11 protein-coding genes are annotated in these 14,452 nt (G+C 70.4%); all 11 read left to right on the plus strand.

The features are described 5' to 3' along the window. The first annotated feature begins 151 nt into the window (after positions 1-151). The 11 genes from J2851_RS29925 to J2851_RS29975 all read left to right on the plus strand — a co-directional run bounded on the left by J2851_RS29925 (position 152) and on the right by J2851_RS29975 (position 14,268). Positions 152-2,536 (plus strand): mechanosensitive ion channel domain-containing protein, encoded by a 2,385-nt coding sequence (locus J2851_RS29925; protein ID WP_209771076.1) that lies wholly within the window; start codon positions 152-154, stop codon positions 2,534-2,536. Positions 2,537-2,643: 107 nt separating this feature from the next. Next, positions 2,644-3,576 (plus strand): AraC family transcriptional regulator, encoded by a 933-nt coding sequence (locus tag J2851_RS29930; protein ID WP_209771079.1) that lies wholly within the window; start codon positions 2,644-2,646, stop codon positions 3,574-3,576. Positions 3,577-4,058: 482 nt separating this feature from the next. Then, a complete protein-coding gene (locus J2851_RS29935) occupies positions 4,059-5,156 on the plus strand; it encodes an ABC transporter substrate-binding protein (RefSeq protein ID WP_209771082.1) in 1,098 nt (365 codons plus the stop codon). A 56-nt stretch (positions 5,157-5,212) separates the two neighbouring features. Next, positions 5,213-6,064 (plus strand): ABC transporter permease, encoded by an 852-nt coding sequence (locus J2851_RS36090; RefSeq protein WP_209771085.1) that lies wholly within the window; start codon positions 5,213-5,215, stop codon positions 6,062-6,064. 1 nt (position 6,065) lies between these two features. Next, on the plus strand, positions 6,066-6,926 hold the full coding sequence (locus J2851_RS29945; protein WP_209771088.1) for an ABC transporter permease: 861 nt from the start codon (positions 6,066-6,068) through the stop codon (positions 6,924-6,926). 9 nt (positions 6,927-6,935) lie between these two features. Then, on the plus strand, positions 6,936-8,039 hold the full coding sequence (locus J2851_RS29950; protein ID WP_209771091.1) for an ABC transporter ATP-binding protein: 1,104 nt from the start codon (positions 6,936-6,938) through the stop codon (positions 8,037-8,039). Beyond that, complete coding sequence (locus J2851_RS29955; RefSeq protein ID WP_209771093.1) at positions 8,036-9,601, plus strand: acetolactate synthase large subunit; 1,566 nt, start codon at positions 8,036-8,038, stop codon at positions 9,599-9,601. The genes J2851_RS29950 and J2851_RS29955 overlap by 4 nt, the downstream gene beginning before the upstream one ends. A 354-nt stretch (positions 9,602-9,955) precedes the next feature. Continuing rightward, positions 9,956-10,678, plus strand: coding sequence for an IclR family transcriptional regulator (locus J2851_RS29960; RefSeq protein ID WP_209771095.1), 723 nt, complete (start codon positions 9,956-9,958; stop codon positions 10,676-10,678). After that, positions 10,675-12,447, plus strand: coding sequence for a hypothetical protein (locus tag J2851_RS29965; protein ID WP_209771097.1), 1,773 nt, complete (start codon positions 10,675-10,677; stop codon positions 12,445-12,447). Before J2851_RS29960 ends, J2851_RS29965 begins: the two co-directional genes overlap by 4 nt. After that, entirely contained in the window at positions 12,444-13,157 is a 714-nt protein-coding gene (locus tag J2851_RS29970; RefSeq protein WP_209771099.1) for a hypothetical protein, read from the plus strand. Before J2851_RS29965 ends, J2851_RS29970 begins: the two co-directional genes overlap by 4 nt. Positions 13,158-13,302: 145 nt before the next feature. Next, positions 13,303-14,268 carry a dipeptidase gene (locus J2851_RS29975; protein ID WP_209771101.1) on the plus strand — a complete coding sequence of 322 codons (966 nt, stop codon included), beginning with the start codon at positions 13,303-13,305 and terminating at the stop codon, positions 14,266-14,268. Positions 14,269-14,452: the final 184 nt, after the last annotated feature.

The raw sequence follows: 14,452 nt of genomic DNA on the forward strand, positions 1-14,452 counted from the left end.
CGCCGGTGCGGGTGGAAACGGCATGGCGGTTCCGCGTCGGGGTGGCGGGACGGGAGAACCCCCGCGGCGGTTATTGCGTTGCACCCTTCGTTCGGAACGGCCGTCGCGCGCCGTTGCCGCCCTATTCCCAGGACCAACCCCGCAGAGGACGATGGCTTCAGCCGAATGTGTCGCGCGAGCGATCACGCCTTTCCGCCACGGCCGGCGCCGCGCCACCGCCGCCGCCCGCATCATTGCCGCCTTGCTCCTGGTCGTCGGTCTCGCTGCGGTGATCCGCGCGGTCCCGGCGTCGGCCCAGATTCCAGCGGTGGCTGCCGCCCAAGCCCAAGCTCAGGCCAAGGCGCAGCCCCCGGACCCGAAGGAGATCGGGCGGCTGATGCAGACGCTGGAGGATCCCGCCCGGCGCGAGGACCTGCTGGCCCAGCTCCGCGCCCTGCAACAGGCGGAGCAGGCCACCGACGCGGAGAAGGGGCCGGACGGGATCGGCACGCGGCTGCTGACGATCCTGTCGGAACGGCTGGACAATCTGGGCAGCGAGGTCAGCACGGCCGGCGACGCCGTCCTGAACGCGCCGCAGGGGCTGAACTGGCTGAAGCGGCAGGTGTCGGACCCGGAACTCCGCTCCACGTGGGAATGGCTGTTCATCGAGTTCGCCCTGATCATCGCGGCCGGGCACGCCGCCCGATCGATTGCGGGGCGAATCCTGCGGCGGCCGCGGGCGCTGCTGGGCGCGCGGCCCTTCAAGTCTGCCATCGCCAAGGTGCCGCTGCTGCTCGTCCGCGCCGTGCTGGACGTCGGGCCGATCGCCGCCTTCGCCGCCGCGGGCTTCGGCGCGCTGGTGCTGATCGAGCCGCCGCCGGTCGTGCGGCTGCTCGGCATCACCTACCTGAACGCCAGCATCTTCGTGCAGTTCGTCTTCCTGGGGATGAGCGCGCTGCTGGCGCCCGACACGCCGAACCTGCGGCTGCTGCCGATGGGCGACGCGGCGGCGCGCCGGCTGATGCTGTGGAGCGCCGCCATCGCCATCACGACTCTGTACGGGATGCTGCTGGCGGAGGCCGCGCGGCGGCTCGGCCTGCCGCCGCAGCCGCACGCCACGCTGGTGAAGCTGGTCGGTCTGGCGGCCGCCGGCCTGCTGGCGGGGCTGGTGCTGCGAAGCCGGGCGGACGTCGCGTCCTGGCTGCGCGGGGAGATCGCGGTGGCCCCGGCGCTGCCGGCCGCGGACGCCGGGACGGCCGGCAATGGGACGGCCAATGGGACAGTAAATGGGCCGAAGACCGCCCGGCCGAGCCGCCTGCTGCGCGCCGCCGGCCGGCGCATCGCCGACGTCTGGCACGCCATCGCCATCCTCTACATCATCGTCCTGTTCGGCATCTGGGCGCTGGAGATCCACGGCGGGTTCGTCTTCGTGCTGCGCGCCACGGTCGTGTCGCTGGTCACGGTCGGCGTGGCGCGGTTCGCCGGGCGCGCGGTGGCCCGGCTCTCGCAACGGCTGCTGCTGCGGTTCAGCCAACTCCAAGGGCAGCCAAAGGCACCGGCGCGCACCACCTGGGGGGCGCGGCGCCTCCGGCGCTACATCGGGCCGAGCGCGCGGCTGGTCCAATGGTCGGTCGCCCTGGTCGCCGGCCTGATCGTGCTGGACGTCTGGGGGCTGGACGTGCGCGGCTGGCTCCAGACGGCCTACGGGTGGCGGATCGTGGCCTCCAGCCTGTCCATCCTGCTGGTCGTCGCCGTCGCCCTGGCGGTGTGGGAGGTGTCGAACGCGGTGATCGAGCGGCACCTGTCCACGACCGACCGCTACGGCCGGGCGATCCAGCGCAGCGCGCGGGTGCGCACGCTTCTGCCGCTGCTGCGCAACGCGCTGATGGTCGTGCTGCTGACCTTCGTGGTGCTGATCGCCCTGTCGGAACTGGGGCTGAACATCGGGCCGCTGCTGGCCGGCGCGGGGGTGGTCGGGTTGGCGGTGGGTTTCGGTGCCCAGACGCTGGTGAAGGACGTCATCACCGGCCTGTTCATCCTGTTCGAGGACACCATCGCCATCGGCGACGTGGTGAACGTCGCCGGGAAGGGCGGGCTGGTGGAGGGGATCACCATCCGCACGCTCCGCCTGCGCGACTTCGACGGGACGGTCCACACGATCCCCTTCAGCGCCGTCACCAGCGTGTCGAACATGACCAAGGACTTCAGCTATTACGTGTTCGACGTCACCATCACCCACCATGAATCGGTGGACCGCGTCGTGTCGGTGCTCCAGGAGATCGGGGAGGGGCTGCGCGCCGACCCCCGCTTCGCGCCGCTGATCCTGGAATCGCTGGAGGTGCTGGGCGTCGACGCCTTCCGGGAATCCTCGGTGCTGATCAAGGCCCGCATCAAGACCCTGCCGATCCAGCAGTGGAACGTGGGGCGGGAGTTCAACGGGCGGATGAAGAAGCGCTTCAACGAGCTGGGGATCCAGTTCCCCTTCCCGCAGCGCATCCTTCACGTCGCCCGCTATCCGGAGGAGACTTTTCAGCGCCGCGCCGGGGCGGCGGAGTGACCAACTCCCGCTGGCACCCGCTGACGATGGCCATTCCAATCCACCATCATGACACCAACTTGTTGTCGATTGCGGGGTTGGGATGGGAAGGGGTGTGGCGGCGGACCATGGATGATGCGTTGACCCGGCTCGCGCAGTTGACGCGCGTGCACCCCCGCCTGGACCTGCTGTGCCGCTTCGCCGATAGCTGGGCGCTGCCGCACGATCCGGAACCGGACGGCGCCGCCCCTTTCCACATCGTGTCGCGCGGCTCCTGCACGCTGGAGCTGCCCGACCAGCGCCGCAGCTTGGCCCTGGTCGCCGGTGACGTGGTGGTCCTGCCGCACGGCGCCCGCCACACGATGCGTAGCGACACCGCGCTGCCCCACCACGCCGGGCCGATCGTCCTGACCGAGAGCCACAACGGCGCGGTGACCGTGCGCACGAATGCCGACGGCCAGGACGCCTCTTGCGAGGTGATCTGCGGCCATTTCCGGTTCGAGCAGGCGCGGAGCAACCCGCTGCTGGCGGCGCTGCCCGACGCGCTGCACCTCGCCGCCGGGCGGGACGCGGCGCTGGCCCGGCTGGGCCTGCTGGTCGAAGCGGTGCGGGCGGAGTTGCAGGAGGCGCGGCCCGGGGCGGCCTCCATCGCCGCCAACCTGGCGAGCGCGCTCTTCACCATGATCATCCGCGCGCACATGGACCAGGCGAATGAGCTGCGCGGGATCCTCGCCCTGCTCGGCAACCCGACCACGGGGCGGGCGGTCGTGCGGATGCTGGAGGAGCCGGCGCGCCCCTGGACCCTGGAGGAACTGGCGGATGCCAGCCACACCTCCCGCGCCGGCCTCGTCCGCGCCTTCCGCAAGCAGGCGGACGTGGCCCCGCTCGGGCTCTTGGCACAGTTGCGCTTCCAGGCCGCCGCACAGCTTCTCACCTCCACCGAACTGCCGGTCAGCGAGGTCGGCGTGCGCGTCGGCTATCAGGCGGAGGAAGCCTTTTCGCGTGCCTTCAAGCGGCATTTTGGTGTCGCGCCGAGCGAGTTCCGGCACGCGGCAATCTGATTGCGGGAAGTGGTTGCGTTGGGCCCCCACCCTAACCTCCCCCCACTTCGCGGGGGGAGGAGTTTAGTGCGAGGACGGCGGCAGTCCCCTCCCTCGCCGAAGGTGGGGGAGGGTTAGGGTGGGGGCCCAACGCCTGCACTCTCCCCCTCCAGCCATACCCCTCACGAATGGCAGGCATGCGACACGCTGTCGCTGCGTCGATTTGACACATCAACGATCTGGGCGCAGCATATTCATTAAGAAGACGGTGTATTCTATTAGAATACACAGCCGGCCCGCGGGATGACAGAAGAAAAAGCGGCGCCGGGATGCAGGGAAGACGGATCCTTGTGAAGCCATTCGCAATGCCGAAAACGGCAAAGCTGAAATCGGTGGGTGGTTTCCGATGATGTGATCGTGATGAGGCGGGACGCCGGTGGGCGCGCCGCAGCGCGTTGCTGCGCCGACGACGAACGGAAGTGTTCCGCCGAACAGGAGGGGCTATGAGCGAAGACGTCGAGAAGACCGCCGCTGGTGGTGGCGCCGACGGCGGCGCGCGCCTGGTGTCGCGCCGCTCGGTGATGACGCTGGCCGCCGGCGCCGTGGGCGTCCTGGCGATGCCGGCGATCATCCGCAGCGCCCGCGCGGCGGAGGTTCTGTACGTCAACACCTGGGGCGGCAGCTGGGAAAAGGCCGCCTCTAAGCATCTGTTCGAACCCTTCACGAAGGAAACCGGCGTCGAGATCCGCACCGTGTCGCCGGTGTCCTTCGCCAAGCTGGCCGCCCAGGTCCGCAGCGGGGTCTATGAATTCGACGTGACGACGCTGGGCGGCGGCGACATCGTGCGGGCCAATGCCGCCAAGATCATCGAGCCGGTGGCGGGCGGCCCGCTCGCCTCCGCGCTGTGGAAGGACGCGGTGTTCGAGAACGGCGTGTCCTCGCACGCCTTCTCCACCCTGATCGCCTACCGCAAGGACCGGCTGACCAACGGCGGGCCGCAGAACTGGGCCGATTTCTGGAACCGCAAGGACTTCCCCGGCGCGCGCAGCCTGCAACGCTACGGCGCCCGCGTGCTGCCGCTGGCGCTCATGGCCGACGGCGCCCCGAAGGAGAAGCTCTACCCGCTGGACACCGACCGGGCCTTCCGCACGCTCGACCGGATCAAGCCGGATTTGCGCGTGTGGTGGACCCAGGGCCAGCAATCGCAGCAGCTTCTGCGCGACGGCGAGGTCGACATGATCGGCATCTGGCACGGCCGCGCGCTGGAGCTGATCGACCAGGGCCACCCCATCGGCATCACCTGGAACCAGGCGCAGATCGACCGCGCCTATTGGGTGGTGTCCAAGAACACGCCGCGGCGCGAGATCGCCTGGAAGTTCATCCAGAGCGCGGTGCAGCCGGAACGGCTGGCCGGCTTCTGCCGCGAGGCGCTGTACGGCCCGCTGAACCCCAAAGCCTTCGACTTCATCCCGAAGGAGGAGGCGAACCGCATGCCGACCGGACCGGAGAACTACCCGCTGGCCGTGGAGCAGAACGTCGAGGATTTCGGCGACAATCTGCAAAAGGTGACCCAGCGGTTCGAGCAGTGGATCGCCACCTGATCCCGGCCTTTTCGACCCTGCCTTTTTGATCGCCGTTTCCGGAAGGGGAGACGACCGTGCTTTCTGTCCTCAACCGGGGGACCGCCGCGCCGGGGGCGTTGAAGCCGTGGCTTCTGCTGCTTCCGCTGGTGCTGTTCCTCTGCGCCTTCTTCCTGGTGCCACTGGGGCAGGTCGCCCTGATGAGCGTGACCGAGCCGGAGTTCGGGCTCGGCAACTACGCGCACCTGACCAGCGATGGCCTCTACCTCCAGGTCTTCCTGAACACCTTCCTGACGGCGCTGGGGGTGGCGCTGTGCTGCCTGCTGCTGGGCTATCCGCTGGCCTACCTGATGGCGCAGTCGTCGCCGCGGGTCGCGGCGCTGCTGATGCTGCTGGTCACCATGAGCTTCTGGACGAGCTTCCTGGTGCGCACCTACGCCTGGATGGTGCTGCTGGGCAACAACGGGCCGGTCACCGCCTTCCTCGCCTTCCTGGGCTGGGATCCGCCGCCGCACCTGCTGTTCACGCGGCTCAGCTCCACGCTGGCGATGGTGCACATCCTCATCCCCTACATGGTGATGAGCCTCTATTCGGTGATGAAGCGCATCGACCCGGCGCTGCTGCGCGCGGCGGAAAGCCTGGGGGCGCGGCCCTGGTCGGTGTTCCGGCAGGTCTACCTGCCGCTGAGCGCGCCGGGCATGGTCAACGGCGCCACGCTGGTCTTCATGATCTGCCTCGGTTTCTACGTCACGCCGGTGCTGCTGGGCAGCCCGCAGGAGCAGATGGTCGCCGGCCTGATCGGCACGCAGATCGAGGAGTTCCTGGACTTCGGCCAGGCCTCCGCCATGGCGATGGTGCTGCTGGCCAGCACGCTGATCGTCCTGACCGTCTACCACCGCCGCTTCGGCCTCGACCGGTTGTGGGGGTGAGATGAAGCTGCTTCCCAAGCTGCTCGGCGTGCTGGTCGCCCTCTTCATCGCGGCCCCGCTGTTCATCGTCGTGCCGATGTCCTTCAGCACGGCGCCGTCGCTGGAATTCCCGCCGCCCGGCTACTGGCTCGGCTACTACGCCGCCTATTTCACGGACGAGCGCTGGACCCAGCCGACCATCAACAGCCTGATCATCGCCTTCGGGACGACGGTGCTGACCATGCTGCTGGTGACGCCGGCGACCTTCGCGGTGGTGCGCCACCGCTTCGTCGGGCGCGGGCTGGCCAACCTGATGCTGACCATGCCGATGGCGATGCCGCACATCGTGCTGGCGATCGGCTACTACTCCTACCTCGGCGACCTGCGGCTGACGCAGACGCACCTGGGCGTGATCATCGCCCACACCGCCCTGTCGGTGCCGGTGGCCTTCCTGATCCTGTCGGCCAACCTGAAGGGCTTCGACCGCAACCTGGAGCGCGCGGCGATGAGCCTGGGCGCCACGCCGCTGCGCACCTTCCGGCACGTCACGCTGCCGGTGCTGCGGCCGGGCTTCGCGATCAGCGCGCTGTTCGCCTTCATCCAGTCCTTCGACGAGACGGTCGTCGCCATCTTCATCTCCGGCCGCGAGAGCGAGACCCTGCCGCGCAAGATGTTCGAGAGCATCCGCATGCAGGCCGACCCGGTCATCTCCGTCGTGTCCACCCTGCTGTTCGCCGCGGTGGCGCTGGTCATCCTGGCGCCGGTGGTGTGGAAGGCGGTGAGCCGGCGCCGTTCCCGTCCGGATGCGCGCGGCGGCGAGCCGGTCGCCAAGGAACCCGTACCCAACCCCTGCGCGCCCACCCGCGTGCAACTGGAGGCTTGAGGCCCAACCATGCGAGACCCCTACCTTCAGGTGTCCGGCCTGACCAAGAGCTACGGCAGTGTCCAGGCGCTGGGCGGCGTGTCCCTCGATGTGGAGAAGGGGGAATTCGTCACCTTCCTCGGCCCCAGCGGGTCGGGCAAGACGACGACGCTGATGATCATCGCCGGATTCGAGAACGCGACGTCGGGCAGCGTCCGCGTCGGCGGCCGGGCGCTCAGCAACACCCCGCCGCACGCCCGCAACATCGGCATCGTCTTCCAGAACTACGCCCTGTTCCCGCACAAGACGGCGCTGCAGAACATCATGTTCCCGCTGGACATGCGCGGGGTTCCGGTTCGGGAAGCGGAGCGGAAGGCGCGCGCCATGCTGGACCTGGTCGGCCTGTCCGGCTACGGCGACCGCTGGCCCAAGGACATGTCCGGCGGCCAGCAGCAGCGCATCGCGCTGGCCCGCGCGCTGGTGTTCGAGCCGTCGCTCCTGCTGCTGGACGAGCCGCTGGGCGCGCTCGACAAGAACCTGCGCGAGCAGATGCAGATCGAGATCAAGCGCATCCAGAAGAGCCTGGGCGTGACCACGATCTTCGTCACCCACGACCAGTCGGAGGCGATGACCATGTCCGACCGGATCGCCGTGTTCGAGAAGGGCCGCATCGACCAGATCGGCACCCCGCAGGAGGTCTACCGGACGCCCAGCACGCCCTTCGTCGCGCGTTTCATCGGCGACAGCAACCTGCTGCCCGGCACCGTCCTGGACCCCGACCAGGGGCTGGTGCGGACCGAGCATCTGGGCCTGATGCGCCTGCCGAACCGGCTGGCCGCCGCGGCGGGCGCGCCGGTGACGCTGATGCTGCGCCCCGAATCCATCCATCTCGCCGGGCCGGCGGCCGGTGTGGCTGAGGACGCGCCGAACCGCGCGGACGTCAGCGTGCACACGGTCGTTCCCTACGGCGACAGCACGCTGCTGATCGGGCGGGCCGGCGGGGCCGACCTGCGCATCCGCCTGCGCGGGCCGGAGGCCGACGGCATCGGCAGCGGTGCCGCGCTCAGCGTCCTCTGGCCAGCCTCCGCCATCCACGCCATTCCGGCCCACGCCAATCCAATGGTGCAACCATGACCAAGACTCAAAATACCGGCGCCGACGCGCTGTGCGACACGCTGCTGGCCGGCGGGGTGGACGTCTGCTTCGCCAACCCCGGCACGTCGGAGATGCATTTCGTCGCGGCACTCGACCGCAAGCCGGCGATGCGCTGCATCCTGGGCCTGTCGGAAGGCGTGGTGGCCGGGGCCGCCGACGGCTACGCCCGCATGGCCGACAAGCCCGCCGTCACCCTGCTGCATTGCGGGCCGGGGCTGGCGAACGGGCTCGCCAACCTGCACAACGCGCGGCGCGCGCGGTCGCCCATCGTCAACGTGGTCGGCGACCACGCGACTTTCCACCGCGCCTACGACGCGCCCCTGACCAGCGATATCGAAGGGCTCGCCCGCCCGATGTCGCACTGGGTCCGCAGCACCGAATCCGCGGCTGCGGTGGCGGGCGACGCGGCGGAGGCCATCCGGGCGGCGCGCACCGCGCCCGGCCAGATCGCCACGCTGATCCTGCCCGCCGACGCGGCCTGGTCGGAGACGGCCCCCGCCGCCCCGCCGGTCCTGGCGCCGCCGGCCCCGGCCACGGTGTCCGCGGACGCCGTCGCCGACGCGGTCGCGGCCATCCGGTCCGGGCGGCGCACGGTTCTGCTGATGACCGGCACCGCCCTGCGCGCCGAGGCGCTGGCCACCGCGGACCGCATCGCGCAGGCGACCGGCGTCCGGCTGCTGGCGCAGCAGTCCAACAACCGGGTGGAGCGGGGCGCCGGGCGCGTGGCGGTGAACCGCGTGCCCTACCCGCTGGACGGCGCCATCGCCACCTTCCGCGACGTCGAGCAGCTGATCCTGGTCGGCGCCAAGTCGCCGGTCGCCTTCTTCGCCTATCCCGGCCGGCCGAGCACCCCGCTGCCCGAGGGCTGCCGCGTCCTGACGCTCGCGGAGCCGGGCGACGATCTGCCGGGCGCGCTCGCCGCGCTGGCCGAGGCGCTGGGGGTGGGGCAGGGCGTCCAGCCCACGCTGCAACCGCTGGACCGGCCGGCGCTGCCCACCGGAGCCCTGACCGCCGACAGCGTCGTGGCCGCGGTGGGCGCGCTGATGCCGGAAGGGGCGATCCTGTGCGACGAGGCGCTGACCTCCGGCGGGCGCCTGTTCGACCTGACGCGCGGGGCGCCGGCCCATGACTTCCTGGCGCTGACCGGCGGGTCCATCGGCATCGGCCTGCCGTTGGCGCTGGGGGCGGCGGTCGCCTGCCCGGACCGCAAGGTCATTGGGCTGCAAGCCGACGGCAGCGGCATGTACACGGCCCAGGCGCTGTGGACCTACGCCCGCGAGAACCTGGACATCGTCACGGTCGTCTTCGCCAACCGCTCCTACGCCATCCTGCGCGGCGAATACCGCAGCGTCGGGGCGGGCGAGCCGGGGGCCAACGCCAAGCGCCTGTTCGACCTGGTGGAGCCGACCATCGACTGGGTGGGGCTCGCCAACTCCCTCGGCGTGGAGGCGGCGCGCGTGGACACGGCGGAAAGCTTTGCCGACCGGCTGAAAGCGGCCGTGGGCCGGCGCGGTCCCTTCCTGATCGAGGCGGTGATCTGAAAAAACCCCTCGCCCGCCTCCGGCGGGAGAGGGAGGGGCCCACGAAGTGGGAGGGTGAGGGCTAAGATTCTCGGGAAAACCTTGCCCTCACCCTCCCGCTTCGCGGGTCCCTCCCTCTCCCAGCGGGGCTGGGAGAGGGTGAGTTTCCTGGATCCCAGCCTTCGCTGGGATGACGAGGGAAAGGAGCAGTCGTCGCTAAAAGACTTCTGCTCGATGAAAAGTAAAAACAAATAAACGGTGCTGCGCTTCTCACAAACGGCTTCCGAGATGCAAATGGTTGCGGTACAATTCATGTAGAATACAACGTCTTCAAATAGAATACAAAAACAAGCTTGCCAGACCAGGGAGCCGATCGTGAGCGTCCGTCCGCTGTCCTCCGTGCTGAAGACCTTCGCCGTGCTCGACGCCGTGTCGGCCTCGCCGGAACCGGTGCGGCTGGCGGACGTCGCCCGCAAGGTGGAGGAGGCGCGGGCGGCCACGCACCAGCGCCTGCAAACCCTGGTCGAGGCCGGCTGGGTGGAGCAGACGGAGGACGGGCGCTACCGCCTCGCGCTGCGCATCGTCGGCCACGCGGCCATGGCGATGGAGCAGGCGAACCTCGGCGCCCGGCTGGCCGACATCCTGCACGACATGGTCGCGGAGAGCGGGGAGACCGCCTCCATGGCCGTGCTCGACGGGCAGGAGGCGATCATCATGCGCCGCGTCGAGTCCAAGGGCATCCTGCGCGCCGACCTGCGCGTCGGCGCCCGGCTGGACCTGGAGCGCACCGCGCTGGGGCGCGTCCTGTCCAGCTTCGCACGTCCCGAAATCATCGCGCGCCTGTCGGGGGCCGGCGTGGCGCTGCCCGAGCCGGAGCTGGTGGAGACGATCCGCCGCGATGGCTACGCCGTGTCCGGCTACACCGGTCCCCGCACCGTTTCCGCCGTCGCCGCCCCCGTCTTCGACGGCCACGGCGACTGCATCGCCGCCCTGTCGCTCTCCGGGCCGACGGCCGGCTTCAACACGAATTCATGCGCGAGCGTTGTGGTCGCGGCGGCGGCCCGGGTCAACGCTCGCCTACGCGGAGTGAGAGAATGAACCTTGCCCAGTCTCCCGCCATCAGGGCCCCGTCCATCGGGGGCATCGCGGCCGGTCCAATTCCGGACATGGGCCCCTACAGCCTCCACCGGCTGATGCGGTCCCCGGCCGAGCTGATGCTGCCCGAACGCCTCGCGGCCATCCAGCCGTCCCGCATCAGCGCCTCGCGCGCCCTGATGAACCGCGCGATCCGGGAGCGCTGGACGATCACCCGCACCGGCTTCGACATCGACGAGCGCGGGCGCGGCACCGCCGGCTACCGCATCGACGCCGGCGGCTGGCGCTTCTCCTTCCCGGTCTTCTCGTTCGAGCCGGCGAGCCAGGGCCGCTCCGGCCGCATCATCGGCCGCTCTTGGGACATGATGGGCGCGCTCGTGGAGGGCGACATCAGCCCGGCCGACGTGGAGACGACGCGCAACGAGCTGCCGAAGCTCTACGAGGGGCGAGCGACGCCGGGCACGCTGATCTGGTGCCGGTCCAACCGCAGCCAGCGCCTGTTCGACCACACCGTGCAGTCCCTGGCCGCCGGCCACCAGCCGGACGTCGGCCAGCTGGCGCAGATCTGCTACCTGATGCGCAACACCGGGCTGGACGGCAACGGCACCTTCGGGACCAAGACCTTCCTGGCCTTCGAGAAGGACCACCCGCTGCGCTGGTCGCTCGCCGCCCAGATGCTGTGCGCCTACATGATGCGGGTCTTCGCGCAGGATCTCGTGCACCATCTGGCGCGGATGGCCTCGCCGCAGGCGGCGGCGCTGTCGCCGGATCTGGCGCGGTTCCTTGGGGTCGGCAACGGCTCGGCGCTCGGCCTCATGCTGTTCGTCAACAACCACCCGCGCCTGATCGACCGCTGGCTGGGCATCCGCGAGGAGGCCATCGCGCGGGCCAAGGCCATCGTCCCCGGCCCGGACGGGGCGGAGGTCGCGACCCTGCTGGGGCTGATCGACAAGGCCATCCGCTTCCGCCGCGAGGACCGCGTCGTCTACGAGGCGATCACGCCGAGCGACCTGATCGCCGACGACCTGTCGCTGATCCGCGACCAGGTCGACCGGCTGCTGGCCGGCATCCGCCGCGGCGAGGCGGTTGCCCCGCTGCCCATCGCCGACCTCTGCGCTGGGCTGGAAGGCCGCGTCCGGGCGGAGGCGCTGGAGACGTTGCATTCGTTGCTGATCGAGCTGGTCGCCGACGAGGCCGACGCGCTGGTCGAAACGCTGGTGCTGGACGAGGAAATGACCGGACGGCCGGAGATGCCGGTGTCCCGCCTGCGCGAGATCATCCGGAGCCAGTACGCCTGGGCCTTCGGCCTGGACCTGGAGTCCGACACCGCGCGCCGCTACGTCTGGTACAAGTCGGTGACGGCGGAGGAGCCGCGCCGCGGCCCGCGGGAGGAGGTGGGCGACGCCGTCAACCTCGGGCTCGACCTGCCGCGCCTGATCGTCCGGCTCGACGCCGACCTCGCCGCGCAGGACCCACGGCAGAGCACCGCGCGCTTCCTGCTGGCGCACCCGCAGCACCGGGCGATCGTCACGCGGGTTCAGGCGCTGGCCGGGCTGCCCTACCATTCCCCGCACGCGGACATCATGAGCGAGGGCTTCGTCCCCGCCCACATCACGCGCCTGCTGAACGTCGGCCTGCACGGCATCGACAAGACGCGCGACTTCCTGAACCGCAACCTGCGCGGCGTGCTGTTCCACGGCGCGCCGACCCCCGCCGACCTTGGCGCCGGCGCCGACCCTTCCTGGTTCTACCCCGCGGAGCCCCGGCCATGAGCCTCCACAGTGTCGACAATGAAGGTTCCCTGCGCGTCAGCCTGCGCGAAAGCCGGATGGTGCTGGAGCGGCTGATGCAGGTGACCCGCGTGGAGCCTGGGCTGGTCCCGACCTTGCGCGACTGCGCGCTCTATTCCGCGGCGCTGGGCTTGAGCGGCTACCCAGCGCTGCTCGGGCATCTGGAAACGCTGCGCGGGGCGCAGCCGGGGGCGCTGCGGCTCCTGGGCGAGGACGACGCGGCGGCGGTGGTGGACGGCGGCGGGCAGCACGCCTGGGTCGTCGCGCCGGTGCTGGTGGACCTCTGCGTCGACCGGCATCGCCGGGGGCTGCCGGCCGTCGCCGTCGTCCGGAACGTCGCGGACTGCGATGAGCTTGCCATCGTCGCGGCGCTCGCCGAGGCGCACGGGCTGTCGGCCGCGGTGGCCGCGACCGGGCACGACGGCGCGCCGGCCCTGCGCGTCACCGTCGAGGCGCGGCCGGCCGACGCGCGGACCACGCTCGACGCCATCCGCGCGGACGGCATCCCGGTGCCGGCGTCGCTGTGGTGGCGGCTGTTCCACCTCGCCAACGAGGCGCTGGCGCCGGACAGCTACGCGTCGCGCCGGCACGCCGGGGCCATCATGGTCACCGCCGACGGCCGCGTGGTCGGTCGCCAGGACGAGGACGACACCGACCTTTCCCTTCTGCGCGGCGACGCCTCGGCGGCCTGACTAAAGCGGATTTCCATCCGCTTTAGATTCACATGGCCTCATTTGCCGGCCGGGCTTCGGCCGCATGTGCGGCCGGGACTGCGGTCGCAGTCCAAAGCGGATCGCAATCCGCTTTAGCGCCCCCCTCTTTCACGGACATGCCCCCATGCTGATCGACGCCCTCCAGTGCGGCCACTTTGACCGCGCCGTTTTCGAGGAACTGAAGCGCAGCGGCTACACCTGCGTCACCCCGACCCTGGGATTTTGGGAAGACACCCTGGAATCGCTCGACGCCATCGGCCGCTGGCGCGACATGGAGCGGGAGATGGGCGACCTGTTCCTGATCGCCCGCACCACCGCCGACATCCGCCGCGCGGAGGAGACGGGCCGCGTCGCCGTCCTGCTCGGCTACCAGAACAGCAACCTGTTCCAGAACCGCATCGCCTATGTGGAGCTGTTCGCCGACCTCGGCGTCCGCGTCGTGCAGCTGACCTACAACAACCAGAACGAGCTGGGCGGCAGCTGCTACGAGGAGAAGGACAGCGGCCTCAGCCGCTTCGGCCGCGAGGTGGTGCGCGAGATGAACCGCGTCGGCATGGTCGTGGACCTGTCGCACGTCGGCGACAAGACGACGCTGGACGCCATCGAGTGGTCGGAAAAGCCGGTCGCCGTCACCCACGCCAACGCCGCCTCCCTGTTCCCGCACAAGCGGAACAAGAGCGACGACGTGCTGCGCGCGCTGACGCGCAACGGCGGCGTCATCGGCTGCGTCGCCTACCGCAACATCACGCCGGAGTCCGCCTGCGCCACGGTCGAGGGCTGGTGCGAGATGGTCGCCCGCACCGTCGACATCGCCGGCATCGACCATGTGGGCATCGGCACGGACTACAGCCACAACACCACGCAGGTGGACATCGACTGGATGCGCAAGGGCCGCTGGACGCGTTCGGTGCAGTACGGCGCCGGCTCCGCCGCCCGTCCGGGCAAGGTGCCGAAGCCCGACTGGATCGTCCAGGCCGGCCAACTCGCCTCCGTCCGCGATGGGTTGAGCCGCGTTGGATTCAGCGCGGAAGATGCGGAGAAGATCCTCGGCGGCAACTGGCTGCGGCTGTATCAGGCGGTCATGGGCTGACCAGTTCCCTCTCCCCCCTGGGGAGAGGGTTAGGGTGAGGGGGCCCCGGCAGATGCAGTGCTGTCCGGTCCCCCCTCAAGGCCCCCCCCCCCCCCCCCCCCCCCCCCGGGGGGGGGGGGGCCGCGCCCCCCCCCCCCCCCCCCGCGCCGGGGGGGGGGGGGGGGGCCCCCGGGGGGGCAGGAGC

Origin of the sequence: Azospirillum rugosum (genome assembly GCF_017876155.1) — a bacterium.
In the GTDB taxonomy this organism is placed as follows: domain Bacteria; phylum Pseudomonadota; class Alphaproteobacteria; order Azospirillales; family Azospirillaceae; genus Azospirillum; species Azospirillum rugosum.

Excerpts from the sequence above, each read along its gene's own strand:
- J2851_RS29925 (WP_209771076.1), top strand. The coding sequence starts at position 152 with ATGGCTTCAGCCGAATGTGTCGCGCGAGCGATCACGCCTTTCCGCCAC.
- J2851_RS29930 (WP_209771079.1), top strand. The coding sequence starts at position 2,644 with ATGGATGATGCGTTGACCCGGCTCGCGCAGTTGACGCGCGTGCACCCC.
- J2851_RS29935 (WP_209771082.1), top strand. The coding sequence starts at position 4,059 with ATGAGCGAAGACGTCGAGAAGACCGCCGCTGGTGGTGGCGCCGACGGC.
- J2851_RS29945 (WP_209771088.1), top strand. The coding sequence starts at position 6,066 with ATGAAGCTGCTTCCCAAGCTGCTCGGCGTGCTGGTCGCCCTCTTCATC.
- J2851_RS29950 (WP_209771091.1), top strand. The coding sequence starts at position 6,936 with ATGCGAGACCCCTACCTTCAGGTGTCCGGCCTGACCAAGAGCTACGGC.
- J2851_RS29955 (WP_209771093.1), top strand. The coding sequence starts at position 8,036 with ATGACCAAGACTCAAAATACCGGCGCCGACGCGCTGTGCGACACGCTG.
- J2851_RS29965 (WP_209771097.1), top strand. The coding sequence starts at position 10,675 with ATGAACCTTGCCCAGTCTCCCGCCATCAGGGCCCCGTCCATCGGGGGC.
- J2851_RS29970 (WP_209771099.1), top strand. The coding sequence starts at position 12,444 with ATGAGCCTCCACAGTGTCGACAATGAAGGTTCCCTGCGCGTCAGCCTG.
- J2851_RS29975 (WP_209771101.1), top strand. The coding sequence starts at position 13,303 with ATGCTGATCGACGCCCTCCAGTGCGGCCACTTTGACCGCGCCGTTTTC.